The organism is Marseilla massiliensis (assembly GCF_016899855.1).
Classification (GTDB): Bacteria; Bacteroidota; Bacteroidia; order Bacteroidales; family Bacteroidaceae; genus Prevotella.
This window is the reverse complement of sequence record NZ_JACJJG010000006.1, coordinates 49217-75959: the sequence shown is the minus strand read 5'-3', so window position 1 is coordinate 75959 and position 26743 is coordinate 49217. Positions and strand designations below refer to the sequence as shown.

General features: G+C 49.0%; 21 protein-coding genes and 5 tRNA genes. 21 read left to right on the top strand and 5 right to left on the bottom strand.

Annotated elements, in window-relative coordinates; genetic code table 11:
- The first annotated feature begins 213 nt into the window (after positions 1–213).
- Positions 214–1527, top strand: coding sequence for a ribosome biogenesis GTPase Der (der, locus tag H6A34_RS02880; protein WP_021947179.1), 1314 nt, complete (start codon positions 214–216; stop codon positions 1525–1527).
- Positions 1528–1731: 204 nt separating this feature from the next.
- On the top strand, positions 1732–2151 hold the full coding sequence (locus H6A34_RS02875) for a hypothetical protein (RefSeq protein WP_205103329.1): 420 nt from the start codon (positions 1732–1734) through the stop codon (positions 2149–2151).
- Positions 2152–2564: 413 nt separating this feature from the next.
- Here H6A34_RS02875 and H6A34_RS02870 read toward each other — a convergent pair whose 3' ends face one another.
- From H6A34_RS02870 to H6A34_RS02850, 5 genes are all read right to left on the bottom strand, one after another.
- Positions 2565–2867 (bottom strand): hypothetical protein, encoded by a 303-nt coding sequence (locus H6A34_RS02870; RefSeq protein ID WP_205103327.1) that lies wholly within the window; start codon positions 2865–2867, stop codon positions 2565–2567.
- Between the two features lie 153 nt (positions 2868–3020).
- A complete protein-coding gene (locus H6A34_RS02865) occupies positions 3021–3536 on the bottom strand; it encodes a GNAT family N-acetyltransferase (RefSeq protein WP_205103325.1) in 516 nt (171 codons plus the stop codon).
- A gap of 49 nt (positions 3537–3585) precedes the next feature.
- Positions 3586–3948, bottom strand: a complete 363-nt coding sequence (locus H6A34_RS02860) for a MarR family winged helix-turn-helix transcriptional regulator (RefSeq protein WP_205103324.1) — start codon at positions 3946–3948, stop codon at positions 3586–3588.
- 44 nt (positions 3949–3992) lie between these two features.
- Positions 3993–6425, bottom strand: coding sequence for an FAD-dependent oxidoreductase (locus tag H6A34_RS02855; protein ID WP_205103323.1), 2433 nt, complete (start codon positions 6423–6425; stop codon positions 3993–3995).
- A 231-nt stretch (positions 6426–6656) separates the two neighbouring features.
- Entirely contained in the window at positions 6657–7649 is a 993-nt protein-coding gene (locus H6A34_RS02850) for a malate dehydrogenase (protein WP_021947173.1), read from the bottom strand.
- Between the two features lie 283 nt (positions 7650–7932).
- Here H6A34_RS02850 and H6A34_RS02845 point away from each other — a divergent pair, with 283 nt between their 5' ends.
- The 19 genes from H6A34_RS02845 to rpoC all read left to right on the top strand — a co-directional run bounded on the left by H6A34_RS02845 (position 7933) and on the right by rpoC (position 26701).
- Positions 7933–9717: an aminopeptidase P family protein gene (locus H6A34_RS02845; RefSeq protein ID WP_205103322.1), complete on the top strand. Its 1785-nt coding sequence runs from the start codon at positions 7933–7935 to the stop codon at positions 9715–9717.
- Between the two features lie 483 nt (positions 9718–10200).
- The gene (locus tag H6A34_RS02840; protein WP_205103321.1) at positions 10201–11865 is read left to right on the top strand and encodes a hypothetical protein; all 1665 of its coding nucleotides are present in this window, start codon (positions 10201–10203) and stop codon (positions 11863–11865) included.
- Between the two features lie 172 nt (positions 11866–12037).
- Positions 12038–12229 (top strand): 30S ribosomal protein S21, encoded by a 192-nt coding sequence (gene rpsU / locus H6A34_RS02835; protein WP_021947170.1) that lies wholly within the window; start codon positions 12038–12040, stop codon positions 12227–12229.
- Between the two features lie 78 nt (positions 12230–12307).
- The gene (locus H6A34_RS02830) at positions 12308–13192 is read left to right on the top strand and encodes a tyrosine-type recombinase/integrase (protein ID WP_021947169.1); all 885 of its coding nucleotides are present in this window, start codon (positions 12308–12310) and stop codon (positions 13190–13192) included.
- A 35-nt stretch (positions 13193–13227) separates the two neighbouring features.
- Positions 13228–13527 carry a ribosome hibernation-promoting factor, HPF/YfiA family gene (gene hpf / locus H6A34_RS02825; protein ID WP_021947168.1) on the top strand — a complete coding sequence of 100 codons (300 nt, stop codon included), beginning with the start codon at positions 13228–13230 and terminating at the stop codon, positions 13525–13527.
- Positions 13528–13629: 102 nt separating this feature from the next.
- A tRNA-Thr gene (locus H6A34_RS02820) sits at positions 13630–13703 on the top strand.
- A 29-nt stretch (positions 13704–13732) separates the two neighbouring features.
- Positions 13733–13815, top strand: a tRNA-Tyr gene (locus tag H6A34_RS02815).
- Positions 13816–13832: 17 nt separating this feature from the next.
- Positions 13833–13905, top strand: a tRNA-Gly gene (locus H6A34_RS02810).
- 6 nt (positions 13906–13911) lie between these two features.
- A tRNA-Thr gene (locus tag H6A34_RS02805) sits at positions 13912–13983 on the top strand.
- 71 nt (positions 13984–14054) lie between these two features.
- Positions 14055–15248: an elongation factor Tu gene (tuf, locus tag H6A34_RS02800; protein WP_021948286.1), complete on the top strand. Its 1194-nt coding sequence runs from the start codon at positions 14055–14057 to the stop codon at positions 15246–15248.
- 61 nt (positions 15249–15309) lie between these two features.
- A tRNA-Trp gene (locus H6A34_RS02795) sits at positions 15310–15382 on the top strand.
- Positions 15383–15397: 15 nt separating this feature from the next.
- On the top strand, positions 15398–15589 hold the full coding sequence (gene secE, locus H6A34_RS02790; RefSeq protein ID WP_205103320.1) for a preprotein translocase subunit SecE: 192 nt from the start codon (positions 15398–15400) through the stop codon (positions 15587–15589).
- 15 nt (positions 15590–15604) lie between these two features.
- Positions 15605–16147 carry a transcription termination/antitermination protein NusG gene (nusG, locus tag H6A34_RS02785; RefSeq protein WP_021948287.1) on the top strand — a complete coding sequence of 181 codons (543 nt, stop codon included), beginning with the start codon at positions 15605–15607 and terminating at the stop codon, positions 16145–16147.
- A gap of 59 nt (positions 16148–16206) precedes the next feature.
- A complete protein-coding gene (gene rplK / locus H6A34_RS02780) occupies positions 16207–16647 on the top strand; it encodes a 50S ribosomal protein L11 (RefSeq protein WP_205103319.1) in 441 nt (146 codons plus the stop codon).
- A gap of 21 nt (positions 16648–16668) precedes the next feature.
- Positions 16669–17361, top strand: coding sequence for a 50S ribosomal protein L1 (rplA, locus tag H6A34_RS02775; RefSeq protein ID WP_205103318.1), 693 nt, complete (start codon positions 16669–16671; stop codon positions 17359–17361).
- An 18-nt stretch (positions 17362–17379) separates the two neighbouring features.
- Positions 17380–17898 carry a 50S ribosomal protein L10 gene (gene rplJ, locus H6A34_RS02770; RefSeq protein ID WP_205103316.1) on the top strand — a complete coding sequence of 173 codons (519 nt, stop codon included), beginning with the start codon at positions 17380–17382 and terminating at the stop codon, positions 17896–17898.
- A gap of 48 nt (positions 17899–17946) precedes the next feature.
- A complete protein-coding gene (gene rplL, locus H6A34_RS02765) occupies positions 17947–18327 on the top strand; it encodes a 50S ribosomal protein L7/L12 (protein WP_205103314.1) in 381 nt (126 codons plus the stop codon).
- Positions 18328–18514: 187 nt separating this feature from the next.
- Entirely contained in the window at positions 18515–22327 is a 3813-nt protein-coding gene (rpoB, locus tag H6A34_RS02760; RefSeq protein WP_205103312.1) for a DNA-directed RNA polymerase subunit beta, read from the top strand.
- Positions 22328–22366: 39 nt separating this feature from the next.
- Complete coding sequence (gene rpoC / locus H6A34_RS02755; protein WP_205103310.1) at positions 22367–26701, top strand: DNA-directed RNA polymerase subunit beta'; 4335 nt, start codon at positions 22367–22369, stop codon at positions 26699–26701.
- Positions 26702–26743: the final 42 nt, after the last annotated feature.

Here is a 26743-nt window from a genome sequence, read left to right as displayed (position 1 = left end):
GCGTGAGCTTGACAATTTCGGGTATAACCCTGAATGAGATTATAATTAAGAGTTAAGAATTAAGAATTAAGAAAATAAGCCTTGTAGGTTGCTTTTCCCTGTTCTTTAGTCTTCGCTCTATGTAAAAAATAATATAAAACGGGGGTTACGGATTTTGAACGGGAAAGTCATATTTTCTTAATTCTTAATTCTTAACTCTTAATTCTGTAAAGTATGGCAAATTTAGTAGCGATAGTAGGCCGCCCCAACGTGGGCAAGTCTACGCTTTTCAACCGCCTTACCAAGTCGCGCCAGGCCATCGTCAGCGATATCGCCGGCACTACGCGTGACCGTCAATACGGCAAGTGCGACTGGAACGGGCGCGAGTTTTCCGTTGTTGACACCGGTGGATGGGTGGTGAAGTCTGATGATATATTCGAGGAGGAAATACGTAAGCAGGTTATCGTCGCGACGGAAGAGGCCGACCTGGTGCTCTTCGTGGTAGACGTTACGACCGGCGTTACCGACTGGGACGAAGACGTTGCGGCAATCCTGCGCCGTACAAAACTGCCCGTTGTTCTCGTGGTCAATAAAGTTGACAACAACGACCAGCAGTATGCTGCTGCCGAGTTTTACAAGCTCGGACTGGGCGACCCCATGTGCATAAGTAGCATGAGCGGTAGCGGAACGGGTGATCTGCTCGACCTGGTGTTGTCTAAATTGAAGGGCGACAGCGGCGAACTGCTTGAAGACGGTATTCCCCGCTTTGCCGTAGTGGGCCGTCCTAACGTGGGAAAGAGCAGTATCATCAACGCCTTTATCGGTGAAGACCGCAACATCGTGACTGAGATAGCAGGCACAACACGCGACAGTATCTATACACGTTACGACAAGTTTGGTTTTGACTTCTACCTTGTCGACACCGCTGGTATACGCCGTAAGAACAAGGTCTCTGAGGACTTGGAGTTCTACAGCGTAATGCGCTCAATCCGCGCAATCGAAAACTCCGACGTATGTATCCTCATGCTCGACGCCACGCGCGGCATAGAAGGGCAGGACATGAATATCTTTCAGATTATCCAGAAGAACAACAAGTCGCTCGTTGTGGTTGTGAACAAGTGGGATTTGGTGGAAAACAAGGACCAGAAGGTTATCGACACGTTCGTTACGGCGATACATAACCGCATGGCTCCGTTTACCGATTTCCCCATCATCTTCGCCTCGGCGCTTACCAAGCAGCGTATATTCAAGGTGCTCGAGATGGCAAAGGAGGTTTACCAAAGCCGCAAGATAAAGATCGGAACTACCAGGCTCAACGAGGTTATGCTGCCGCTTATCGAGGCATATCCGCCACCATCGATAAAGGGTAAGTACATCAAGATAAAGTATTGCTCGCAGCTGCCGAACACGCAGATACCCTCGTTCGTGTTCTACGCTAACCTGCCGCAGTACGTCAAAGAGCCTTACAAGCGTTTCCTTGAGAATAAAATCCGTGAGAACTGGAAGCTGACAGGCTCGCCGATAAACATATTCATAAGGCAGAAATAGTTGTTAGGAGGGAAGGAACTGTGTAGTTATAGGAGTTAAAGTCAAATGCCTTTGCCAAGTGAAGTGTGAATAATGATGAATTAATAATCTTGACTTATGGGTATAATAACATAAGCATGGGTTATTTACTCTTCATTTGGCAAGGCATTTGACTTTAACTCCTATAATTGAATTTAACTACTTTGACTACTTATAAAAAACAAGATGCGCAGACTTTTTATCATAATCCTTTCGCTTTTTGCTCTCTCGTTCTTCTCGTGTTCGGACGAGAAGACGGTAGACAATGCTGCCGCCATCGCCGCCAAAGAGTATTACGACTCGCTTTTGGCTGGAAATCATGCCTACTTCGTGCGTGGCATGTACCTGCCGGACACTATTCCCGACAATTATCGCGAGCAGCTTGAGGCCAACGCCTCTATGTTCGTTGAGCGTATGGGCAAGGAACATCACGGAATAAACGAGATACGGGTGATGCGTTGCGTCAACGACACTATCCCCTCAGCCGACGGCCGTTCGCATGTCCGTACGGCGGAAGCATTCCTTGTGTTCAGCCTCGGCGACAGCCTTAACGAAGAAGTGGTCGTGCCGATGATACAGCACGGCGGGCGCTGGCTGATGAGGTAGTCAGTAATATTTTTTTGAAATTCTCTGTCAGCCGTCAGCCTGCATCGTAACGCTTTGATTATCAGATGTATGCATTCTGACGGTTTTTGCGCTGTGTGTCAGTTATATGTGTAAGTCCTTTGTCTGCTCATTCATAACGATGACGAAGCCTGACGGTAACTGACAGATGCTTATGTCCTCTGTCAGCCATATAACCTGTTGATACTTAATGCTTTGTATCTCGTGGCTGACAGATGTGAACAAATCTCGTTTAATTCTTCTTATAGTTTATGATTTACGGTCTTTCGTCTTTTGAAAGGCCGTAAATCGTAATGCGAAATGCCGTCTTTTGAATTGTGATTTGCCGTCTTTTGCAATGCAGTAAACGGCAATATAGCAGCCTTTTTCTGGTTAAATATATTTCTGAAACATTATCAGAACAGAATGTCTTTCAGTAATCCTCCGAGCCAGTCGTCTTGTTTTATCTTATAGCTAAAGGCGTTGTGGTTCGGCATTGTTACGGCATGGCTGTCGATATTGTAGCTCTTCGGCTTATATTGCGCCGAGTCCGATGTTGCCGGTCGGTAATGGCTCATGTACACATTGCCCTTTTCCACGCTTGTCGAGGTCAGCGTGTCGCATTTTTCTACTGTGTTATGATTGTCTTTATCGTCTTGCGCAAATGCAGTAAGGGCGCCTGCCAAAACAACAGTTATCGTCAAAAATATCTTCCGCATGGTTAGTTCCTCCTTTTGCAAAGATAGTGAAAAACGAGCGCAATGGCAAGGAATAAACGAAGTTTTTTGACATGTCATTGCCGAACCGAATCCTATATTGGTGAAACAAGGATGGAGAGAATCGTCGAAAGGAATTTTGTTTTAATCTTATTTTTATTTTGTGCAAAATATTATATGAGGCATTTCCATTCCACGATAATGTTTTATAACCCTATCAATAGGTTGCATACCGATACGTATTGCTACTTTCCGCGATGCGATGTTTGTATCTCTGATTATGGAATATAATTTATTAAAATACAGCGTATTAAGTCCATATTCCCTACAGGCTGTTGCAGCTTCTGTTGCATATCCTTTGTGCCAGTGTCTGTGTGCAAAGAGGTATCCTATTTCTGGTATCTGAGTCGTTTTGTATTCTTGCATGGTAATGCCGCATTGACCGATCATTTCATTTGTGTCTTTAAGGAACACACCCCATAATCCGAATCCAAATTCCTTATAACGTTGAAGCTGCTTTCTCATCCATGCCGTCGTTTCTTTTTCTGTGAAAGCCCCGTTGTAAGCATACATTACCTTTTCGTCTTGCAATATCGAGGACAGTGGCGCCATATCCGTAAACTCCATTTCATACAACTGCAGTCTTGGTGTTTCTACAATTAAGCGTTTCATAAGACGGGATGATTGGTGGTTAGAGTTGATTCCATTTTACTTGAATATTCTATTCAGTCTGCCTGATTGCTTTTGCCAGCAGTTCCGGCAAATGGTATGTTGTATTCTTAATCCGCGTGATTAGTTCCCGACCTGCGGCAGTCAATATAAAATTCATCTGCCGTTTGTCCTCCTTGCCTACTTGCCTTGTAATCAGGTCTTTATCCTCGACGGAGCGGATTACTTTAGATGCGTTGGAGTGTGAAAGTCCGAGTGCATCGGCAATCTCGCTTGAGGTCTGTTGTCCCTTGTCAAGCAAGGTGCAAAGCAACATCCCTTCGTTAAGCGAGATTCCGTATGTTTTTGAAAACGAGCTTTCAAACTCGGCAATGGCACGGTACAGGTCTCGAATCCGGCATAGCGTGTTGTCCATCTTTTTTCTTTGTTTTATGGTAATAACGGAAAATTATCCGCAAATTATATGAATAGGTTTACGTTTGCCTGGTCGGCGCGTTCCATATATGTTGCCACGCCTCCTATCGTTACGCCGTCAAGCAGTTCCTCGCGGCTTATGCCCATCACGTCCATCGACATCTGGCAGGCGATGAACTCCACGCCCTGCTGCTGTGCCTGGGCGCGCAATGTTTCCAGCGAGTCTACTCCTTTGCGCTTCATCAGGTAACGCATCATGCGGCTGCCCATGCCAAGCATGTTCATTTTCGACAGTTTCAGTTTTAATGAACTTGAAGGAAGCATCCATCCGAACATCTTTCCGAATATGTCTTTTTGTACTTGCGGCTTTTGTACTTTCTTCAGCACGTTCAGGCCCCAGAACGTGAAGAATATGGACACTTTCTGTCCCGTTGCCGCCGCTCCGTTGGCGAGGACGAATGTTGCCAATGCTTTGTCAAGGTCGTCACTGAACAGGATAAGGGTCTTTCCGCATCCGCTGGTTGAGGCTGTAGCAGGGGCGGGACAGACGTTGCCTTTCTCGATAACTACTGTGTAACGTCCGTTGCTTTCGGTCTTTTCTATCAGTTTGTTTCCCGTAGTGTTACACCATGCCGAGGCATCGCGGGCGAAACCTGCGTCGGTTGCGGTGACTTCAACCCGTTGTCCTGGCTCAGCGTTGTCGATGGCTTGCTTTACTTTCATTATCGGACCGGGGCATTGCAGACCGCAAGCATTGATCTTCAGTATGTTTCCGTCATTGTTGTTGTCTGTAGCCGGTGCAGTTTTAGGACTTTGTGGTGTAGGTGGCGGAACAGGCGCCACTGCCGCGGAATATGTCTTGTAACCACCTGTCAGGTTGCGTACATTTTTGTATCCGTGCCCTGCGAGAATGCGTGTTGCTAAATAACCACGCAGACCTACGGCGCAGAACAGCACCACGGGCTTGTCTTTAGGGATATCGTTCAGGCGGTTGCGCATTTCGTCCACCGGAATGTTGACGGCTCCGGGTATAGTGCCGAACGAGAATTCTTCATGGGTGCGGGTGTCGATAAGTAATATATGCTCTTTCTCTGCCTGCAACTCACGCCACGTAATGACGGGCATTGCGCCGCTGATAATGTTCGACGCAACGTAGCCGGCGATTGCTATCGGGTCTTTGGCGGAAGAGAAGGGTGGGGCGTAGGTATGTTCTGTCTCAATAAGGTCATACACCGTTCCGCCGCGTTTGATGAGTTGGGCAATCTGGTCTATGCGCTTGTCCACGCCCTCATGGCCAACGCATTGTGCGCCGTAAAGCCTTCCTGTTGTAGGATGGAAAGTCAGTTTTAGCGTCAGCGGCAATGCGTCGGGGTAGTATCCGGCGTGTGAGGACGAATGGGTTATCGAGCTGCGGTATTCCATACCCATTTGTTTCAGGCGCTTGGCGGCCAGTCCTGTTGAGGCTACGGTCAGGTCGAATACCTTTGCTATGGAGGTGCCGATGGCGCCTTCGTAAGTCACGGAGTTGCCCAACGCCATGTTGTCTGCCACGATACGCCCTTGTCGGTTGGCAGGATTGGCAAGATAGTTAAGCCACGGTTTACCCGTAAGCGGGTGGGGAAACTCAATAGCATCGCCAACGGCGTAAATATCTTTTTCGGATGTTTGCAGGTAAGAGTCCACCCAGATTCCGCCTGTTTCGCCCAGCTTTATTCCCGCAGCCTTTGCCAATGCCGTGGCCGGGCGCACTCCGATGGATAGCAACACCATATCCGTGGCGATTGACTTTCCGCTTTTCAGATGGACAAGCAGTCCGTCTTTTTCATGGCTGAATCCCGTTACGCCTTCTTCCAAGTAAAGCGCGACGCCTTTATCCGCCAGGTGCTGGTGAATGGGAGCTGCCATTGAATAGTCGATAGGCGCCATTACCTGATTTCCCATTTCTACGATGGATACTGACACTCCGGCATGATGCAGGTTTTCGGCCATTTCCAGTCCGATAAAGCCTGCTCCTACAACAACGGTACGCCTTACTTGTTTTTCCGTAAGGTAATGCTTTATCCGGTCGGTGTCTTCCACATTGCGCAATGTGAAGATACCGTCAAGGTCAATGCCTTCCAACGGCAGACGTACTGGCGTTGACCCTGGCGACAACAATAGTTTGTCGTATGTTTCTTCGTACTCAGAGCCGTCAGCCCTTCGCACAGTGATTGTTTTCTTGTCTGGATGTAATGCCGTTACTTCGTTTTCAACGCGCACGTCAATGCGGAATCTCTTTCCGAAAGATTCGGGAGTCTGTAACAGCAGTTTGCTGCGTTCTTCAATCACGCCTCCTATATAATAAGGAAGTCCGCAATTAGCGTACGAAATGTATTTGCCTTTCTCCAGCAAGATTATTTCCGAAGTCTCGTCAACTCTCCTCAATCGTGCGGCTGCGGTCGCTCCACCTGCCACGCCGCCAATAATCACGTGCTTCATAGTCTTTTTCCGTATTAGTTCCACATTCATGCCGCAAAGAAAGTAATAATTTTTCAAATCACATAATTTCCATTGGAAAATATTGTTAAGAAGCTAATTTTATGACGAATAAACTGCTATGAAGCATAGGTATATCATTGTTATGCAGCCTTACGCTATTATGTATGCGACAAAAAAACAAGGGCGCACCTCACGGAGAGGCACGCCCATACAGTTATGAAAAGAGTGTAATTACAGGTTCGGATTGATTTCGTTCCACTTAGAGATTTCGGGAACGATATTCAGAGTTACCAGCTCGTCGCGCATCTTGCAAAGGTGCTCGTAGCTTGCGTCAAGCTTAGCGTTCTCCTCTGCTGTGCCCTCGGGTACTGTGTAGTGAGCGCCGGTAGTGTCGAGCGTGGTGTTCATAGCCATCATGATGTGGTTGTACTTGTCTGTTGAAACATAAGTTCCTACAGGATACTTGAACGCCTCACCGCCCATAACCGAACGGATCATTTCAACTGACAGGTAAGCGGGGCTTTGGAATGAAGAACGTCCGCGCAGTTCGATAATCTTAGCACCGCCCTGTGTAACGTCTTTCTTCATCTGCTCCCATTCAGCCTCGGGGAACTCGTCTGTGCCGATGATGTCGGTCAGCTTGCGTCCGTCGATGGTTACGTGTGAGCCGAATACAGCCATCTGCTCGCCGTGTCCGCCGTATGTAGCGCAGCCCTTAACCTCGCTCTGCATTACGTTGAACTTCTTTGCCAGCGCGCTCTGCAGACGTGTAGAGTCGAGAGCGGCGAGGGTTGTAACCTGTGAAGGTTTCAATCCTGAGTAAAGCAGGGTTACGAGACCTGTCAGGTCAGCAGGGTTGAAGATAATTACAACGTGCTTTACGTCGGGGCAATATTCCTTGATGTTCTTGCCAAGTCCTTCAGCGATCTCGCAGTTGCCCTTGAGCAGGTCTTCACGGGTCATGCCTGCCTTACGGGGAGCACCACCTGAAGAGATGATGTATTTAGCGTTTGTGAAAGCCTCTTTGGCGTCTGTTGTCGCGGTAATCTTCACATCGCCGAATCCGCTCTGGCGCATTTCCTCTGCTACGCCTTCGGGTGAGAACACGTCATAGAGACAAATGTCGTTGGTGAGGCGCATTGTGAGCGCTGTCTGAACCATGTTTGAACCAATCATTCCGGCTGCGCCGACGATTGTAAGTTTTTCGTTAGTCAAAAATTCCATAATAAACCTATGTTTTATTTGTTAAGACATTCATTTGCATCAAATAACGGCAAGTGGCAATGTGGCTGCCCTTGTCCCGTTTTCCTGTGGTGCAAAGTTAATAAAAAAGCCGGACATTCGGCATTTATTATCCTTTTAGTTTGTTATTAAATATAAAAAGTTATACCTTTGTAATGTCTGTTTTGCAATAATAAAGTTGTTATTGTGGCTTGCGGGCGGTGGTCTGCTTTGTAGGCGAAGACTAAATCCCGGCAGACTCTTTATACCTTAAAAAACGATTTGTATGAGCACAATGATTTCTTCCCGATTATCAGCCTTGCGCGACGTAATGCGCCGCGAGAGTATCGACGCGTTCATTTTCCCCAGTACCGACCCGCATAACGGCGAGTACGTGCCGGCAAGATGGGAGGGGCGCAAGTGGATCAGCGGCTTCAACGGCTCTGCCGGTACGGCTGTGGTGACGATGAACGACGCTGCCCTTTGGACCGACTCGCGCTATTTTCTTGCCGCCGAGGAGCAGCTGCGTGGTACCGGATTCAAACTTATGAAGGAGCGTATCGAGGGCACGCCGTCAATCACCAAGTGGCTCGGCATGAAGCTGTCGACCGTTGAAAGTCCTACGGTGGGCGTTGACGGGACGGTTAATTCGGCAGCGTCAGTTAACCGCCTGATTGCCGAACTGCGTGCCGAGGGCGGCATAACCGTGCGTACCAATTACGACCCTCTTGACCTGATATGGACCGACAGACCGTCAGTGCCGCAAGACAAGGTGTCAATTCATCCACTTGAATATGCCGGCGAGCGGTGCGGCGACAAGATAACGCGCATACGGGCGGCGCTTAAGGAGCGGCACGCGTGCGGCATGCTGGTGGCTGCTCTCGACGACATTGCGTGGACACTGAACCTTCGTGGCGCTGACGTTCACTGCAATCCCGTGTTCGTGACCTATCTGCTGATTGACTCAAAGAGCGTCACTCTGTTCGTTGACCGTGACAAGCTGACGCCCGAGGTTGAGGCATACCTTGCCGCCGAGGGTGTAGGCACGGCCGGATACGGTGACGTGGGCAAGGCTCTTGAACGTTACGGTGAGTACAATATACTGATGGACGAGGACGAAATCAACTATACCTTATATAATATACCCGCGTGCGTGAAGGTTGCGGGGCCGTCGCCCATTCCGGCGTTGAAAGCCGTGAAGAATGCCACGGAGATAGAATGCTTCCGCCATGCAATGCTGCGCGACGGTGTGGCTATGGTCAAGTTCTTGCGCTGGTTGCGCCCCGCAGTTGAGGCCGGAGGGCAGACGGAGATGAGCATAGACGCCAAACTGACGTCGCTCAGGGCCGAGCAGCCTTTGTACAAGGGACTGTCGTTCGACACGATAGCGGCTTATCAGGAGCATGGGGCCATCGTGCATTACGAGGCTACGCCCGAAACCGACGTAGAGTTGCGCCCCGAAGGCCTGCTGCTGATAGACTCCGGCGCGCAGTATCTTGACGGAACGACCGACATTACACGCACCGTTGCCCTCGGTCCGGTTACCGAAGAGCAGCGGCGGATATACACTCTCGTGCTCAAGGCGCACATACGGCTGGAGATGTGCAAGTTTCCGCGCGGAGCTTCGGGCACCCAGCTCGACGCCGTAGCCCGTGAACCGCTGTGGCGCGAGGGGCTTAACTACCTGCACGGCACGGGCCACGGCGTGGGCTCTTATCTCAACGTGCATGAAGGGCCTCACCAGATTCGCATGGAGCATGTGCCCGCTCCGCTCGTCGAAGGCATGACCGTGACCGACGAACCGGGGCTTTATCTGGCCTCACGGTTCGGCGTACGCACGGAGAACACGTTGCTAACGGTGCCTTATATGGAGACTGAGTTCGGCCGTTTCCTCGGCTTCGAGCCTTTGACGCTGTGCCCGATAGATACCGAACCGGTAATAACCGACATGCTTACGTCCGAGGAACGCAGCTGGCTTAACGGTTATCACCGCATGGTGTACGACCGTTTGGCGCCCCATCTTGACGCCGGCGAGCGTGAATGGCTTGCCCGGGCGTGCGCCGAGGTGTGACGTAATGGTGTTTATTGATTAATCAATGGCAATACAAAAGGCGGTCTTCGAGGTTATGAAAGGCCGCCTTTAGCATTGCAAAAGGCCGTCTTTTACAAGCTAAAAGACGGCTTTTTAGTTTGTAAGTAAACATCGTCTTGATAGTGATGAAAGGACTGTTTTATAAACGTTTATCTTGTTATGTGTAATCAACGGGCGGTGTTTTGCTTACGGTTTTTCGGGGCTTTACTTTTTGCTTGTGGCGGACAAGGTGGATATACATTATTTTTTATTGATTGGATTAAATGGCGTTATTGGGCTTGCCAAGTTGAATAGACAGGCTGTTTGTTGATTTTTTATAGGCTGTGGAGGCGGGGTTGCTTGGTTTTACAGGCCAATCAGGGTGATATTTTCTTGTTTTTCATCGACTAAATCGGGTTGTTTAGTAAATATTATGCTTGTCGTTCCGGCGTTAGGTTTATAATCATTACCTTTGCAAAAATTATGGAAAAGCCGATGAATGACATGTGCAGTGCCCGTTCCGGAAGGCTTGGCATGGTCTTGACCGACATTATCAAAAGTTATTGGAGCCTTGCGCTCTTCCTTGTGTGGATGGCCGTGGGCGTGTTTCCGCTCTCGTGTTACGAGAACGACAGCATGCACCTGCTGGCGGGATGCTCCGTCATGGCCAACCAAGGCGTGACCGTACCTCCGCCGTATTCTTATTTTTATGATATGCAACCGCTGGTGAGCTATGTCGTTGTGGGGTTAAATGCCGTTTTTGCGGGGCTTACCTGCGAACAGCTGTACTGCCTGGTTACGTGGTTTGCGGCATGCTTTGCCGTAGTGGGTGCGGTCAGGTTTTGCCGCCGTCTCACTTTGCTGCCGGTTCATGTGCTGGTATTTGCCCTGCTGTTCCTGCCCGAGTCGTACGCCTGCGCGATGTATCCCAATTCGGCGGTGCCCGCCTATGCCTGTTTCGTATGGGCCATGTGCATGGTGTTGGATGGGCGTTTCGTCTTGGCTGTGGCGCTTATGGGGCTTGCGCCTCTGTTCAGGATTGACGTCGTGATAGTGTATCCCGTGCTCCTGCCGTTGCTCCTGTTCGTCTACGGCAGGAAGAAGGTATGGCGTTGCGTGGCGCTGTCGGCCGTTGCGGCGGTGGCCGTCGTGGCTATAGTGACGGTGGGGTGTGCCGTGATGGGAGCCGACCCTGTGCGCCATACGCTCGGCATGTACTCGTCGTTCGACGCCGGCGGGCAGTATTCAGGTCAGGTAAAGTACGCCCTGTTCACGTTCTACACGATTGTCAGCGTCGTCGTTCTGCCGCTTGGCGTTGTCGTGCTCTGGCGCAGACGGTCGCTGCTGCTCCTCGTGACATGCCTCTTGCCCATGCTGTTGCTCCATTATATGTTCCGCCGTACGGGATGTGCGGGTAAGCACTGGCTGTACATTCTGCCATTTGTTCTCATGCTGTGCTCAACCGGATGGGCTGCCATCGCCCGCTGGTGTAATGGCCGGCGTGGCGCACGTTACGCCGTGGCGGCGCTCGTCGTGCTGTACGCCTTCTGCTCGGTACGCATCACCATACCGCTGGCTGTAGCCAAGGTGTCGAAGGCGTGGGTGGGCAACGAACGCCAGGAAGGCCCTTTCCTTACGCTGCTCAGTGAGGACTTAACGCCCATGAAGTGCCGTTTCGGCATTGGGGCGGGGCAGTTTATCCCCACGGCGGACGAGATGATGATAGCCTCGGGCAATGTGTTTTACCCGTTTTACATACATGCCTACAAGAGCAACAAGGACGCCATGCGCCGCGAGGCGAAGGCTTACGCCGACACGCTGCCCTGTTATGACATTGCCGCCCTTGCCTGGGGCGACCGTATATGGTACCAAAACCTGTTGCTTGACGATGGTTATGCCATGACCGGCAAGAATGATGACGGCTATGTATTGCGCAAGGGCGGCAGCACTGTGGACTGCTATTACGTGCACGACGACATCCCCAAGGGCGACGCCGCGGCCGCCTATCGTACGCTAAAGCCGTTGAAGCGGCCGGGCAGACCGCTGCTCGTGGTGCCCGAGACCGACGCCCGAGCCTACGTCATGGACAAGCTCGTGGCGCTCGGCAAGGCCGTCAGGCATGCCCGCCGGTGCTATGAGGTGAGATGAGGTGACGGGCGTTAGCTTATTTTTACATTATGCAAGAGCATATCGTCTGCCAAAAGATTAAAAAATGCCCGATATATTTGGAATTCAGGAAAATAAAGTTTAACTTTGCAGCCGCTAATAAAAGCACCGATAATAAAAATAAGTTTAACATATAAAAATTTAAAGACAAAACATGATTATTGTACCAGTTAAAGATGGCGAGAACATCGAAAGAGCATTGAAGAAGTTTAAGAGAAAATTCGAGAAGACGGGTGTTGTTAAGGAGCTTCGCGCACGCCAGCAGTATAACAAGCCGTCTGTCATCAAGCGCCTCAAGATGCAGCACGCCATTTACGTACAGAAGCTGAGAACTGCCGAGGAGTAAAAAATATTCCCGAAAATTTGGTGGTTCGGTTTTATTTTCGTAAATTCGTTGCCGAATACTTTGGATGGCAGCGCTTTTATGTTGATAAACGAATTTTTGGACTACCTGCGGTTCGAGCGTAATTTTTCCGCGAGAACAGTCGGGGAATACGGCGACGACTTGCGAAAGTTTGAGTCGTTCTTCAAGAATTTGGACGCCACGCTCACATGGGAGACTGTCGACTCCGATGTCATCCGTGACTGGATGGAGAGCATGATGGATAAAGGAAACATTGCGACTTCAGTCAATAGAAGATTGAGCGCGGTGCGTTCCTTTTATCGTTTTGCCCTGTCCCGAGGTCTTGTCGCCTCCGATCCGGCCCACGGAATACGTGGCCCGAAAAAAGAGAAACCGCTGCCGCAGTTCGTCCGTGATAAGGAGATGGACGAGCTTCTGGACGAAAGCATGTGGAAAATGGACTCGTTCGGCCAGATTCGCGCGCGTACATTAATATTAATGCTGTATGAAACCGGATTGCGAATATCCGAGCTTCTCGGTCTTGACGATACTGATGTAGACCTTGATTCCTGCGTGCTGAAAGTGACTGGAAAACGAGACAAGCAGCGCGTTGTTCCCTTTGGCGAGGAGTTGCGCGATGCGTTATCGGCATATATGGCGCTGCGCGATGAGTCGGTTAGCGGAAAGTCGCCTGCGCTGTTCCTGTTGCCGGACGGACGTCGGTTGCCGTATTACAAGGCAAGACGCGACGTGCGTGACAATCTTGCACGGGTATGTACGTTGAAAAAACGCAGTCCTCACGTGCTGAGGCATACCTTCGCGACCTCCATGCTCAACCACGGAGCCGGGCTCGAGAGCGTGAAAAAACTGCTTGGGCATGCTACGCTTACAACTACGGAGATATACACACATACTACTTTTGAACAACTGAAGAAAGTTTATGAATCAGCCCATCCACGGGCTTAACCCTTATAATAACCTTATAAAACAAGGAGGTAACTATGGAAATTAAGATTCAATCTATTCATTTTGACGCTACCGAACAACTTAAGGCGTTTATCGAGAAGAAAGTATCCAAGCTGGGAAAGTCTTATGAAGATATCCATAATGTAGAAGTACAGCTAAAGGTTGTAAAGCCGGCCACGTCGCTCAACAAGGAAACGAGCATTACCGTGATGGTTCCCGGACAGCGTATTTTTGTGGAGAAAGTCTGCGATACTTTTGAGGAAGGAATTGACCTCTGTGTCGACTCATTGAAGGTCCAGTTGGTGAAATTCAAGGAAAAACAGCGTAATAATTAAAAAAAAAACGCCAAAAATTTTGGAGGTTAAAAAATAATGCCTATCTTTGCAGCCGTTTTAGGACACGTCCTTACGAACAAGCGCCTGACGGCTGCTTTGCTTGCCTCTTTAGCTCAGTTGGCCAGAGCACGTGATTTGTAATCTCGGGGTCGTTGGTTCGAATCCGACAAGAGGCTCGACGGAGAGGAGACGTTACTAGGAACAAGGGTGGTTACCAGAGTGGCCAAATGGGGCAGACTGTAAATCTGCTGGCTTTCGCCTTCGGTGGTTCGAATCCATCACCACCCACTTCAGTAGAAGTCTTTGCGGAAATAGCTCAGTTGATAGAGCACTAGCCTTCCAAGCTGGGGGTCGCGGGTTTGAGTCCCGTTTTCCGCTCTCGCTGCTGTAATAGCTCAGTGGTAGAGCACTTCCTTGGTAAGGAAGAGGTCCCGAGTTCAAATCTCGGTTACAGCTCTACGACTTTCTGATTGTAAGTAGAAGCAGAAAATACACGATTATTCATTAAATAATAAATAAGTAAAGCTATGGCTAAAGAACATTTTGAACGTACCAAACCGCATGTTAACATTGGTACTATCGGTCACGTAGACCACGGTAAGACTACTCTGACTGCAGCCATTACTAAGGTGCTTGCTGAAAGAGGTTTTACAAAGACTGACGAAGTTAAGTCATTTGACCAAATCGATAACGCTCCCGAGGAAAAAGAGCGTGGTATTACTATCAACACCGCACACGTTGAGTACGAGACAGCTAACCGTCACTACGCACACGTAGACTGCCCGGGACACGCTGACTACGTAAAGAACATGGTTACCGGTGCTGCTCAGATGGACGGTGCAATCATCGTTGTTGCCGCTACTGACGGTCCTATGCCTCAGACACGTGAGCACGTGCTTCTCGCTCGTCAGGTAAACGTTCCCCGTCTGGTTGTGTTCCTGAACAAGTGCGACATGGTAGACGATGAGGAAATGCTTGAGCTCGTAGAAATGGAAATGCGTGAGCTTCTCGACCAGTACGAGTATGATGGCGACAATACTCCTATCATTCGTGGTTCTGCCCTCGGCGCTCTGAACGGCGTTAAGAAATGGGAAGACAAGGTTATGGAGCTTATGGACGCTGTTGACAGCTGGATTCCGCTACCTCCGCGTGACCTCGACAAACCGTTCCTGATGCCGGTTGAGGACGTGTTCTCAATCACAGGTCGTGGTACTGTTGCTACTGGCCGTATCGAGACTGGCCGTGTAAAGGTTGGCGACGAAGTAGAGCTTCTCGGTCTTGGCGAGGACAAGAAGTCAGTCGTTACCGGCGTTGAGATGTTCCGCAAGATTCTTGACGAAGGTGAAGCTGGTGACAACGTAGGTCTGCTGCTCCGCGGTATCGACAAGAACGAAATCAAGCGTGGTATGGTACTCTGCCATCCGGGACAGATTAAGCCTTACAAGAAGTTCAAGGCTCAGATCTATGTTCTGAAGAAAGAGGAAGGTGGACGTCACACTCCGTTCGGAAACAAGTATCGTCCTCAGTTCTATCTCCGTACCATGGACTGTACAGGTGAAATCCATCTGCCCGAGGGCGTTGAGATGGTAATGCCTGGTGATAACGTAACAATCACTGTAGACTTGATTTACGCAGTTGCATTGAACGTAGGTCTGCGTTTCGCTATCCGCGAAGGTGGCCGTACGGTAGGTGCAGGTCAGATTACCGAGATTCTCGACTAATCCCTGACGACGTAATCAATAGATATTTAGGTTCTCGCCTTTCGCGACGAGAACCTATTTTACGGGAATAGCTCAGTTGGTAGAGCACTGGTCTCCAAAACCAGGTGTCGGGAGTTCGAGCCTCTCTTCCCGTGCTAAAGAAAGATAATATGTTTACGAAGATAACAAATTATTGCAAGGCTTGTTACAACGAACTTGTGCATAAGACGTCATGGCCTACACGGGCCGAACTTACTCACTCAGCAATGGTTGTATTATCTGCTTCCTTGATCATTGCTGTTGTGGTGTTCATTATGGACTCCGTGTTCCGGTTTGTCATGAGCGCAATCTATCCTAATTAAACCCTAAAAGAGGAAATGGCTGATTCAGGTAAGAAATGGTATGTCCTGCGCGCTGTTAGCGGTAAGGAGGCTAAGGTAAAGGAATATATCGAGGCCGAACTGAAGCATAACACGTTGCTCTCTTCACATGTCTCTCAGGTTCTTATACCTATGGAGAAGCATGCGACGCTGCGTAACGGCAAGCGTGTAGTTAAGGAGAAGATAGCTCTTCCCGGCTACGTGCTCGTCGAGGCAGATTTGAAGGGTGACGTGGCGCATGCGTTGCGCTTCATGCCTAACGTGCTTGGCTTCCTTGGAGGTATGGAGTCTCCTACCCCGGTGAAGCAGGCTGACATCAACCGTATTCTCGGAACGGCTGAAGAGTCGGAGCTGGCTGAGGAAGTCAACATCCCCTTCAGTGTTGATGAGACTGTCAAGGTTACGGATGGACCGTTCAGTGGCTTCAGCGGTGTTATCGAAGAGGTTAATACCGAGAAGCATAAACTTAAGGTCATGGTAAAGATTTTCGGGCGAAAGACACCGCTTGAACTCGGTTTTATGCAAGTTGCAAAAGAATAACGCATTGTTACGGATGTGGCTGTTCTTTTATATAAATCAATTATTTAATAACAAAAGAAATGGCTAAAGAAGTTGCTGGATTAATCAAATTACAGATTAAAGGTGGCGCTGCCAATCCTTCACCTCCCGTTGGTCCAGCCCTTGGTTCTAAGGGTATCAACATCATGGGATTCTGCAAGGAGTTCAACGCCAGAACCCAGGATAAGGCCGGAAAAGTTCTTCCAGTCGTTATCACTTACTATGCTGACAAGTCATACAGCTTCGAAATCAAGACCCCTCCTGCAGCCGTTCAGCTTATGGAGGCAGCCAAGATTAAGAGCGGTTCGGCCGAGCCTAACCGTAAGAAGGTAGCTTCAGTTACATGGGAGCAGGTTCGTGCAATCGCCGAGGACAAGATGGCAGACCTCAACTGTTTTACGGTAGAGTCGGCTATGAAGCTTGTAGCCGGTACGGCAAGAAGCATGGGCATCACTGTAAAAGGGGACTTCCCTGGTAAATAATTTATAACTTCAATTAAGAAAATGAGTAAACTGACAAAAAATCAAAAATCAGTAGCTGATAAGGTTGAAGCAGGGAAAGCATACTCTTTGAAAGAAGCTGCCGAACTGGTCAAGGAAATTACCACGACCAAGTTTGATGCTTCCGTAGATATCGATGTACGTTTGGGCGTTGACCCGCGTAAGGCAAACCAGATGGTTAGAGGCGTTGTTTCTCTTCCCAACGGCACGGGTAAGGTAACCCGCGTGCTTTGCCTTTGTACACCGGATGCTGAGGCTGCTGCGAAAGAGGCAGGTGCTGACTATGTTGGTCTTGACGAGTATATCGAAAAGATCAAGGGTGGTTGGACAGATATTGACGTAATTATCACGATGCCGTCGTGCATGGGTAAGATAGGACCCTTGGGACGTGTACTCGGTCCGCGTGGCTTGATGCCTAACCCTAAGAGCGGCACCGTAACCATGGACGTTGCAAAAGCGGTAAAAGAGGTAAAGCAGGGTAAAATAGACTTCAAGGTTGACAAAACCGGTATTATCCATGCTTCTATAGGTAAAGTCTCTTTCACTCCGGAACAGATATTCCAGAATGCAAAGGAGTTTATCTCTACTGTAATTAAGCTGAAGCCTGCTGCCGCTAAAGGTACATATGTCAAGAGTATCTTTATTTCGAGCACTATGAGTAAGGGTGTCAAGATTGATCCTAAATCAGTTGAATAACTCTAAAAGTTTTGTAAGATGAAGAAAGAAGTAAAAGATACTATAGTTGTTGAACTTGGCGAGAAGCTTAAGGAGTACGCTCATTTCTACCTTGTTGACGTTACGGGTCTGAATGCAGGCGCAACAAGCAAGCTCCGTCGTGATTGCTTCAAGCATGAAATCAAGATGGTCGTGGTGAAGAATACTCTTCTCCATAAGGCTTTCGAGGCTTCAGATGTTGATTATGAACCTTTGTACGGCTGTCTGAAAGGCAGTACCGCCGTGCTTTTCTGCAATACCGCCAATGTACCGGCTAAAATGCTCAAGACTTATGCAAAAGAGGGTATCCCTTCTTTGAAGGCAGCTTATGCTGAGGAAAGCATTTACGTCGGCGCTGATAAGTTGGAGGAACTTGCAGCTCTCAAGAGCAAGAACGAGGTTATCGCAGAGATTGTTGCTTTGCTCCAGTCTCCGGCAAAGAACGTTGTTTCAGCTCTTCAATCAGGTGCGCATACCATCCATGGCGTGCTCAAGACCTTGGGCGAGCGTCCTGAATAATTAAACACCCAAACATTTAACATTTAAAAACATTAAAATTAGAATAAAATGGCAGATATCAAAGCTATTGCTGAAGAATTGGTAAATTTGACAGTAAAGGAAGTAAACGAGTTGGCAACAGTCCTGAAGGACGAGTACGGAATTGAGCCTGCTGCTGCAGCTGTTGCTGTTGCTGCTGGTCCTGCTGCAGGTGGTGATGCAGCCGCAGCTGAGGAGAAGACATCTTTCGATGTAGTTCTCGCTGAGGTTGGCGCAGCTAAACTGCAGGTTGTTAAGGCCGTTAAGGAGGCTTGTGGTCTCGGTCTGAAAGAGGCTAAGGAACTTGTAGACGGCGCTCCCTCTACTTTGAAGGAAGGCATGTCTAAGGACGAGGCAGAGAACCTGAAGAAGGCTATCGAAGAGGCCGGCGCTAAGGTTGAGCTGAAATAATTTTGTCAACAGAAATATTAGGGGTTAAGATTCTCCCAGTCGGAGAGTCTTAACCTTTTTGTGTCTTTATTTGATTATGCGGTCATCCACCGCCGCATATTGGCCGGCACCAAAGTTTGGTAACACTATCATTTCAGCCGTTCAAAATATTCTAAGGTGGCATTTATAACGGTAATATAAATCTGTAATGGCTTCAAAAATTGTTGATAACAGAGTAAATTTTGCCAGCGTGAAGAATCCGATGCCATATCCGGATTTCCTCGATGTGCAATTAAAGTCTTTCAGGGACTTCTTGCAGTTGGACACTCCACCTGAAGAACGCAAGAATGACGGTTTGTATAAGGTATTCGCTGAGAATTTCCCTATAACCGACACGAGAAACAATTTCGTTCTTGAGTTCTTGGATTACTATATTGACCCACCGCGTTATACTATTGATGAATGTTTGGAGCGTGGCCTCACATATAGCGTGCCCCTGAAGGCAAAGATGAAATTGTATTGCACTGATCCGGATCATGAGGACTTCGGAACATTCATACAGGACGTATTCCTTGGCACCATACCTTACATGACGGATAATGGCACATTTATAATAAATGGAGCAGAGCGTGTTGTCGTATCACAGTTGCATAGGTCGCCTGGCGTGTTCTTTGGTCAGGGAGTGCATGCAAACGGTACAGTGCTTTATTCTGCACGTATCATTCCGTTCAAGGGTTCATGGATTGAGTTTGCGACAGACATCAACAATGTGATGTACGCATACATCGACCGTAAGAAGAAATTGCCCGTTACTACTCTTTTGAGAGCCATTGGTTTCGAGACAGATAAGGATATCCTGCAGATATTCGACTTGGCCGAGGAAGTGAAGGTTACAAAGAAGAACATGAAGGATGTTCTCGGCCGTAAGCTCGCAGCGAGGGTATTGAAGAGCTGGAATGAGGATTTTGTAGATGAGGATACAGGTGAAGTTGTGTCAATCGAGCGTAATGAGGTAATCATGGAGCGCGAGACTGAGATAACCAAGGACAACATCGATGATATTCTCGAGAGTGGAACGTCTACAATCCTTCTTCACAAGGACGCTGATTCTGCAAGTAAGTATTCGATAATTTTCAATACTTTGCAGAAAGACCCCAGTAACTCCGAGAAGGAGGCTGTGCTGTATATCTATCGCCAGCTGAGAAATGCTGACCCGGCAGACGATGCAAGCGCACGTGAGGTTATACAAAATCTGTTCTTCTCTGACAAACGTTACGACTTGGGTACGGTTGGCCGTTATCGTATAGACAAGAAGCTTGGTCTTGATACGGATATGGACGTTCGCATCCTTACCAAGGAGGACATAATCGAGATTATCAAGTATCTAATACAGCTAGTTAATTCAAACGCAACGGTAGATGATATCGACCACTTGAGCAACCGCCGTGTACGTACCGTTGGCGAGCAGTTGAGCAACCAGTTCTCGATTGGCCTTGCCCGCATGAGCCGCACTATACGTGAGCGCATGAACGTGCGTGATAATGAGGTGTTCACTCCGACAGACCTTATAAACGCGAAGACAATATCGAGCGTTATAAATTCTTTCTTCGGAACAAACCCGTTGTCGCAGTTCATGGACCAGACAAACCCGCTTGCCGAGGTAACGCATAAGCGCCGTCTGTCAGCGCTTGGTCCTGGCGGTTTGTCACGTGAGCGTGCAGGCTTTGAGGTCCGTGACGTTCACTATACTCACTATGGACGACTTTGCCCGATTGAGAGCCCTGAAGGCCCGAACATCGGTCTTATCTCGTCTTTGTGTGTTTATGCTAAGATTAATGATCTTGGCTTTATCGAGACTCCTTATCGTAAAGTTAAGGACGGTGTTGTTGATTTGGATAATGACCATATCGTTTATCTTACCGCGGAAGAGGAAGAAGACCACATTATCGGCCAAGGTAATGCGCCGCTTAACGATGACGGAACGTTTATCCGTGATGTCGTAAAATGCCGTCAGGATGCTGATTTCCCTGTTGTTCCGCCGTCGCAGGTTGACCTTATGGACGTGTCGCCACAACAGATTGCTTCAATAGCTGCTGGCCTGATTCCTTTCCTGGAGCATGACGATGCGCACCGTGCGTTGATGGGAAGTAACATGATGCGCCAGGCAGTACCTTTGTTGCACAATGAAGCTCCTATCGTAGGAACTGGTATAGAAAGACAAGTATGCGTTGACTCGCGCACCATGATAACGGCAGAGGGCGATGGAGTTATCGAATATGTAGACGCGACAACAATAAGAATACTCTACGACCGGACTGAGGAAGAGGAATTTGTAAGCTTTGAGCCAGCGCTCAAGGAATATAGAATACCGAAGTTCCGTCGTACGAACCAGAATATGACAATAGACCTTCGTCCTATCTGTAATAAGGGACAGAGGGTAAAGAAAGGTGATATACTCACTGAAGGATATGCTACAGAAAACGGAGAGCTTGCTCTCGGTCGCAACCTCCTTGTGGCTTACATGCCTTGGAAGGGTTACAACTATGAGGACGCTATCGTGCTTAACGAGCGTGTTGTTCGTGAAGATATCCTTACGTCAGTGCACGTTGATGAGTATTCACTCGATGTGCGTGAGACCAAACGAGGGATGGAAGAGTTTACCAGTGACATCCCTAACGTCAGTGAAGAGGCAACCAAGGACCTTGATGACAACGGTATTATCCGTGTAGGTGCTCGTGTCGAGCCGGGTGATATCCTTATCGGTAAGATTTCGCCTAAGGGTGAGAGCGACCCGTCTCCGGAAGAGAAACTTCTTCGTGCTATTTTCGGCGATAAGGCCGGCGATGTGAAGGACTCTTCGTTGAAGGCCAATCCGTCACTTACAGGTGTCGTAATTGATAAAAAACTGTTCTCACGTGCAGTCAAGACTCGTGCTTCGAAACAGCAAGACAAGGTTGTCCTTGCCAAGATAGACGAGGAATACGCAGCCAAGATAGACGACCTGAAGGATATTCTTGTAGATAAGCTGCTTACTCTGACGGATGACAAGACATCTATGGGAATCAAGGATTACACAGGTGCCGAGATCATAACTAAGGGCAGTAAGTTTACGATGGCTCAGTTGAAGAATCTTGAGTATGACGGAATCCAGTCAAACAATTGGACTTCTGACGAACATACGAATGGACTCATCCAGAAGCTTATCATGAACTTCATAAAGAAGTACAAGCTGCTTGACGCTGAGATGAAACGCCGCAAGTTCGCGATAACAATCGGTGATGAGCTGCCTTCTGGTATTCTTCAGATGGCTAAGGTATATGTTGCCAAGAAACGTAAAATCAGCGTAGGTGACAAACTTGCAGGACGACACGGTAATAAGGGTATAGTTTCTAAAATCGTTCGTCAGGAAGACATGCCGTTCCTTGAGGATGGACGTCCTGTAGACTTGGTTCTCAACCCGTTAGGTGTGCCATCGCGTATGAACCTTGGACAGATATTCGAGGCTATTCTCGGTGCAGCAGGAAAACGTCTTGGTGTTAAGTTCGCAACGCCGATTTTTGACGGTGCGAAGCTTGATGATCTCCAGGAGTGGACGGATAAGGCAGGACTGCCGCGTCTGTGTTCTACGCGCCTCTATGACGGTGAGACAGGAGAACCGTTCGACCAGCCTGCAACCGTTGGTATCACGTACTTCCTTAAGTTAGGCCATATGGTTGAGGATAAGATGCACGCCCGCAGTATCGGTCCGTACTCTCTTATTACCCAACAGCCTCTTGGTGGTAAGGCTCAGTTTGGTGGCCAGCGTTTCGGAGAGATGGAGGTCTGGGCATTGGAGGCATTCGGTGCAAGCCATGTTCTGCAAGAGATTTTGACAATCAAGTCAGATGATGTGGTAGGGCGTTCAAAGGCTTATGAGGCAATTGTCAAGGGAGAGCCAATGCCGACACCGGGAATACCGGAGTCACTCAACGTCCTTCTGCATGAGCTTCGTGGTTTGGGCTTAAGCATAACTCTTGACTAATAAAGGAACTCTTTACATAACAATTACAACATAAGAAATATGGCTTTCAAGAAAGATTCAAAGATAAAGAGTAATTTTACGAAGATAACCATCAGTCTTGCGTCGCCTGAGGAAATCCTCGAAAATTCTTATGGCGAGGTGACCAAGCCTGAGACAATAAACTACCGTACGTACAAGCCCGAGCGCGATGGCCTTTTCTGCGAGCGTATCTTCGGCCCGACAAAGGATTATGAATGTGCTTGCGGTAAATATAAGCGAATAAGGTATAAGGGCATTGTCTGCGACCGTTGTGGAGTAGAGGTTACGGAAAAGAAAGTGCGCCGTGAGCGTACGGGGCACATCGAGCTCGTCGTACCCGTAGCGCATATATGGTACTTCCGTTCGCTGCCTAATAAGATAGGTTATCTCCTTGGCCTTCCTACGAAGAAACTTGACTCCGTGATTTATTACGAGAAATACATCGTGATACAGCCCGGCGTTATGGAAGGCAGGAAAGATTCAGAGGGTATCGAGGTGAACGGTTCACATAAGATGGACTTGCTTACCGAGGACGAATATATTGATATAATGGACAACCTGCCCGACGGCAATGAATATCTTGACGACACTGATCCCAACAAGTTCGTTGCCAAGATGGGTGCCGAGGCTATTTACGACTTGCTCGTGAACATCGACCTTGATTCTCTGTCATACGAGCTTCGCGACCGTGCAAACAGTGATTCTTCACAGCAGCGTAAAACCGAAGCCCTCAAGCGTCTGCAGGTAGTTGAAGCGTTCCGCGCGAGCCGTAATATAAATAAACCGGAGTGGATGATAATGAAGATTATCCCTGTCACTCCGCCTGAGCTTCGTCCACTTGTGCCACTTGATGGAGGGCGTTTCGCTACATCAGACTTGAATGATCTTTACCGTCGTGTTATTATCCGTAACAACCGCTTGAAGAGGTTGATGGAAATCAAGGCTCCTGAGGTCATCCTGCGTAATGAAAAGCGTATGTTGCAGGAGGCTGTTGACAGCTTGTTCGACAACTCACGTAAGAGCAGCGCCGTCAAGAGCGAGTCAAACCGTCCGTTGAAATCACTCTCTGATTCATTGAAAGGTAAGCAGGGACGTTTCCGCCAGAATCTTCTCGGTAAGCGTGTTGACTATTCTGCACGTTCTGTAATCGTCGTCGGCCCTGAACTGAAGATGGGTGAGTGCGGTCTTCCGAAGTTGATGGCAGCCGAGCTTTACAAGCCGTTTATCATCCGTAAGCTCATCGAGCGCGGTATTGTTAAGACCGTCAAGAGCGCGAAGAAGATTGTCGATCGTCGTGAGCCCGTAATCTGGGATATTCTTGAGAACGTAATGAAGGGTCACCCTGTGCTTCTCAACCGTGCGCCTACACTGCACCGTCTCGGTATACAGGCTTTCCAGCCAAAACTTATCGAAGGCAAGGCAATCCAGTTGCATCCGTTGGCATGTACTGCATTCAACGCCGACTTCGACGGTGACCAGATGGCTGTTCACCTCCCGTTGAGCAACGAGGCTGTGCTTGAGGCGCAAATCCTCATGCTCCAGAGCCATAATATCCTTAACCCGGCTAATGGTGCTCCTATTACTGTGCCATCACAGGATATGGTGCTTGGACTCTATTATATCACAAAGATACGTCCCGGGGCAAAGGGCGAAGGACTAACCTTCTACGGGCCTGAAGAGGCTATCATAGCCCATAATGAGGGCAAGTGTGATCTCCACGCTCAAGTTAAGGTCGTTGTCAAGGATGTAGACAAGTACGGAAACTATTACAGCCATATGGTTGATACTTCTGTCGGCCGTGTGATAGTAAACGGCATTGTGCCGGATGAAATAGGTTTTGTCAACAAGATTATATCAAAGAAGAGTCTTCGCGACATCATTGCAGATGTAATCAAGGCCGTTGGCTTTGCGCGTGCCTGTGAGTTCCTTGATGGTATCAAGAACCTGGGTTACCGCATGGCATACTTGGCAGGACTTTCGTTCAACCTTGACGATATCATCATACCGAAGGAGAAAGTTGCCCTTGTGGAAAAAGGTAACGAGGAAGTTCGCCAGATTACCGACAACTACAACATGGGATTCATCACTGACAACGAGCGTTACAACCAGGTTATCGATGCCTGGACGCACGTAAACAACGAGCTTGGTGATGTTTTGATGAAAGAGATGACCGAAGCCGACCAGGGTTTCAACGCCGTTTACATGATGCTTGACTCCGGCGCCCGTGGTTCTAAGGACCAGATACGTCAGTTGGCAGGTATGCGTGGACTTATGGCCAAGCCGCAGAAGGCAGGTGCCGAAGGCGCGCAGATTATCGAGAACCCTATCCTTTCAAACTTCAAGGAGGGTATGAGCGTGCTCGAATACTTCATCTCTACCCACGGTGCACGTAAGGGTCTTGCTGATACCGCTATGAAGACAGCCGATGCAGGTTACCTAACCCGTCGTCTTGTTGACGTATCGCATGACGTTATTATTACCGAGGAGGATTGCGGTACGCTCCGTGGTCTTGTTTGTACGGCATTGAAGAACGGTGATGAGGTTATATCTTCGCTCTATGAGCGTATTCTCGGCCGTGTTTCCGTTCACGACATTATACATCCTACTACCGGCGAACTTATCGTTGCGGCCGGCGAGGAGATAACCGAGCCTATCGCGCAGGCCATCGAGGACAGCCCGATAGAGAGCGTTGAGATTCGTTCGGTGCTCACATGCGAAAGCAAGAAGGGTGTCTGCATGAAGTGTTACGGACGCAACTTGGCTACCAGCCGCATGGTACAGAAGGGTGAAGCCGTAGGCGTCATCGCCGCGCAGGCTATCGGTGAGCCCGGTACACAGCTTACCCTCCGTACGTTCCACGCCGGTGGTGTGGCTGCCAACGCTGCAGCTAACGCGTCTATCGTTGCCAAGAACGACAGCCGTATCGAGTTCGACGAGCTTCGTACTGTTCCGTTTGTTGAGCAGGGAGAGAATGGCGAGGTTCAGTGCGAGATGGTTGTAAGCCGTCTGGCTGAAATCCGTTTCGTCGACCCGCATACGAACATCGTACTTTCTACATTGAACGTTCCGTATGGTAGTTCTCTTTACTTCAAGGGAGGTTCTGTAGTTAAGAAAGGTGACATCATCGCACGCTGGGACCCGTTCAACGCCGTTATCGTAACCGAATATGCCGGTAAACTTAAGTTCCGTGATGTTATTGATGGCGTGACATTCCACTCCGAGACCGACGACACCACAGGTCTTACCGAGAAGATCATCACCGAGTCGAAGGATAAGAGCAAGGTTCCGACCTGTGATATTATTGACGAGAGCGGTGAAGTGGTAGGTACCTATAACTTCCCTGTGGGAGGACACGTTGTCGTTGAGGACGGACAGGTTGTCAAGACCGGTGCTACCCTTGTGAAGATACCGCGTACCGTAGGTAAGGCTGGTGACATCACCGGAGGTCTTCCCCGTGTTACCGAGCTGTTCGAGGCACGTAACCCGTCTAACCCTGCCGTTGTCAGTGAAATCGACGGTGAGGTTACAATGGGTAAGGTTAAGCGTGGTAACCGTGAGATTATCGTTACGTCAAAGACTGGCGAACAGCGCAAATACCTCGTTTCTCTGTCCAAGCAAATCCTTGTGCAGGAGCATGACGCCGTTCGTGCCGGTACACCGCTGTCTGACGGCGTGATTACTCCTAACGACATCCTCGCCATCAAGGGCCCGACCGCTGTTCAAGAGTACATCGTCAACGAGGTGCAGGACGTTTACCGTCTGCAGGGCGTTAAGATTAACGACAAGCACTTCGAGATAATCGTGCGCCAGATGATGCGTAAGGTGCAGATTAACGATCCGGGCGACACTACGTTCCTCGAGCAGGAAATCGTCGACAAGCTCGACTTCGCCGAGGAGAACGACCGTATCTGGGGCAAGAAGGTTGTCGTTGACGCAGGTGACAGCGAGACCTTGAAAGCGGGTCAGATTGTTACCGCACGCAAACTGCGCGACGAGAACTCTACGCTGAAGCGCCGCGACTTGAAGATCGTTCAGGTGCGTGACGCCGTGCCCGCTACGTCAACACAGATACTCCAGGGTATCACGCGCGCAGCTCTCCAGACCAAGAGCTTCATGTCTGCCGCTTCGTTCCAGGAGACGACAAAGGTGCTCAACGAGGCTGCCATCCGCGGCAAGGTAGACTATCTCGAGGGAATGAAGGAGAACGTTATCTGTGGTCACCTCATCCCGGCAGGTACCGGTCTGCGCGAGTTTGACAAAATCATTGTCGGCTCAAAGGAAGATTATGACCGTATGCAGGCCAACCGCAAGAACGTCATCGATTACAGCGAGAAAGAGAAGGCTGAGGCTGAATAAGCAGGCCTGTACATATAGCAAAATCGGCGCGGAACAAAATGT

Excerpts from the sequence above, each read along its gene's own strand:
- H6A34_RS02855 (WP_205103323.1), bottom strand. The coding sequence starts at position 6,425 with ATGAAGCACGTGATTATTGGCGGCGTGGCAGGTGGAGCGACCGCAGCC.
- H6A34_RS02870 (WP_205103327.1), bottom strand. The coding sequence starts at position 2,867 with ATGCGGAAGATATTTTTGACGATAACTGTTGTTTTGGCAGGCGCCCTT.
- rplL (WP_205103314.1), top strand. The coding sequence starts at position 17,947 with ATGGCAGATATCAAAGCTATTGCTGAAGAATTGGTAAATTTGACAGTA.
- H6A34_RS02845 (WP_205103322.1), top strand. The coding sequence starts at position 7,933 with ATGAGCACAATGATTTCTTCCCGATTATCAGCCTTGCGCGACGTAATG.
- hpf (WP_021947168.1), top strand. The coding sequence starts at position 13,228 with ATGGAAATTAAGATTCAATCTATTCATTTTGACGCTACCGAACAACTT.
- H6A34_RS02850 (WP_021947173.1), bottom strand. The coding sequence starts at position 7,649 with ATGGAATTTTTGACTAACGAAAAACTTACAATCGTCGGCGCAGCCGGA.
- rpsU (WP_021947170.1), top strand. The coding sequence starts at position 12,038 with ATGATTATTGTACCAGTTAAAGATGGCGAGAACATCGAAAGAGCATTG.
- secE (WP_205103320.1), top strand. The coding sequence starts at position 15,398 with ATGTTTACGAAGATAACAAATTATTGCAAGGCTTGTTACAACGAACTT.
- H6A34_RS02875 (WP_205103329.1), top strand. The coding sequence starts at position 1,732 with ATGCGCAGACTTTTTATCATAATCCTTTCGCTTTTTGCTCTCTCGTTC.
- H6A34_RS02865 (WP_205103325.1), bottom strand. The coding sequence starts at position 3,536 with ATGAAACGCTTAATTGTAGAAACACCAAGACTGCAGTTGTATGAAATG.
- der (WP_021947179.1), top strand. The coding sequence starts at position 214 with ATGGCAAATTTAGTAGCGATAGTAGGCCGCCCCAACGTGGGCAAGTCT.
- rpoB (WP_205103312.1), top strand. The coding sequence starts at position 18,515 with ATGGCTTCAAAAATTGTTGATAACAGAGTAAATTTTGCCAGCGTGAAG.
- rplA (WP_205103318.1), top strand. The coding sequence starts at position 16,669 with ATGAGTAAACTGACAAAAAATCAAAAATCAGTAGCTGATAAGGTTGAA.
- H6A34_RS02860 (WP_205103324.1), bottom strand. The coding sequence starts at position 3,948 with ATGGACAACACGCTATGCCGGATTCGAGACCTGTACCGTGCCATTGCC.
- nusG (WP_021948287.1), top strand. The coding sequence starts at position 15,605 with ATGGCTGATTCAGGTAAGAAATGGTATGTCCTGCGCGCTGTTAGCGGT.
- H6A34_RS02840 (WP_205103321.1), top strand. The coding sequence starts at position 10,201 with ATGGAAAAGCCGATGAATGACATGTGCAGTGCCCGTTCCGGAAGGCTT.
- tuf (WP_021948286.1), top strand. The coding sequence starts at position 14,055 with ATGGCTAAAGAACATTTTGAACGTACCAAACCGCATGTTAACATTGGT.
- rpoC (WP_205103310.1), top strand. The coding sequence starts at position 22,367 with ATGGCTTTCAAGAAAGATTCAAAGATAAAGAGTAATTTTACGAAGATA.
- rplJ (WP_205103316.1), top strand. The coding sequence starts at position 17,380 with ATGAAGAAAGAAGTAAAAGATACTATAGTTGTTGAACTTGGCGAGAAG.
- rplK (WP_205103319.1), top strand. The coding sequence starts at position 16,207 with ATGGCTAAAGAAGTTGCTGGATTAATCAAATTACAGATTAAAGGTGGC.
- H6A34_RS02830 (WP_021947169.1), top strand. The coding sequence starts at position 12,308 with ATGTTGATAAACGAATTTTTGGACTACCTGCGGTTCGAGCGTAATTTT.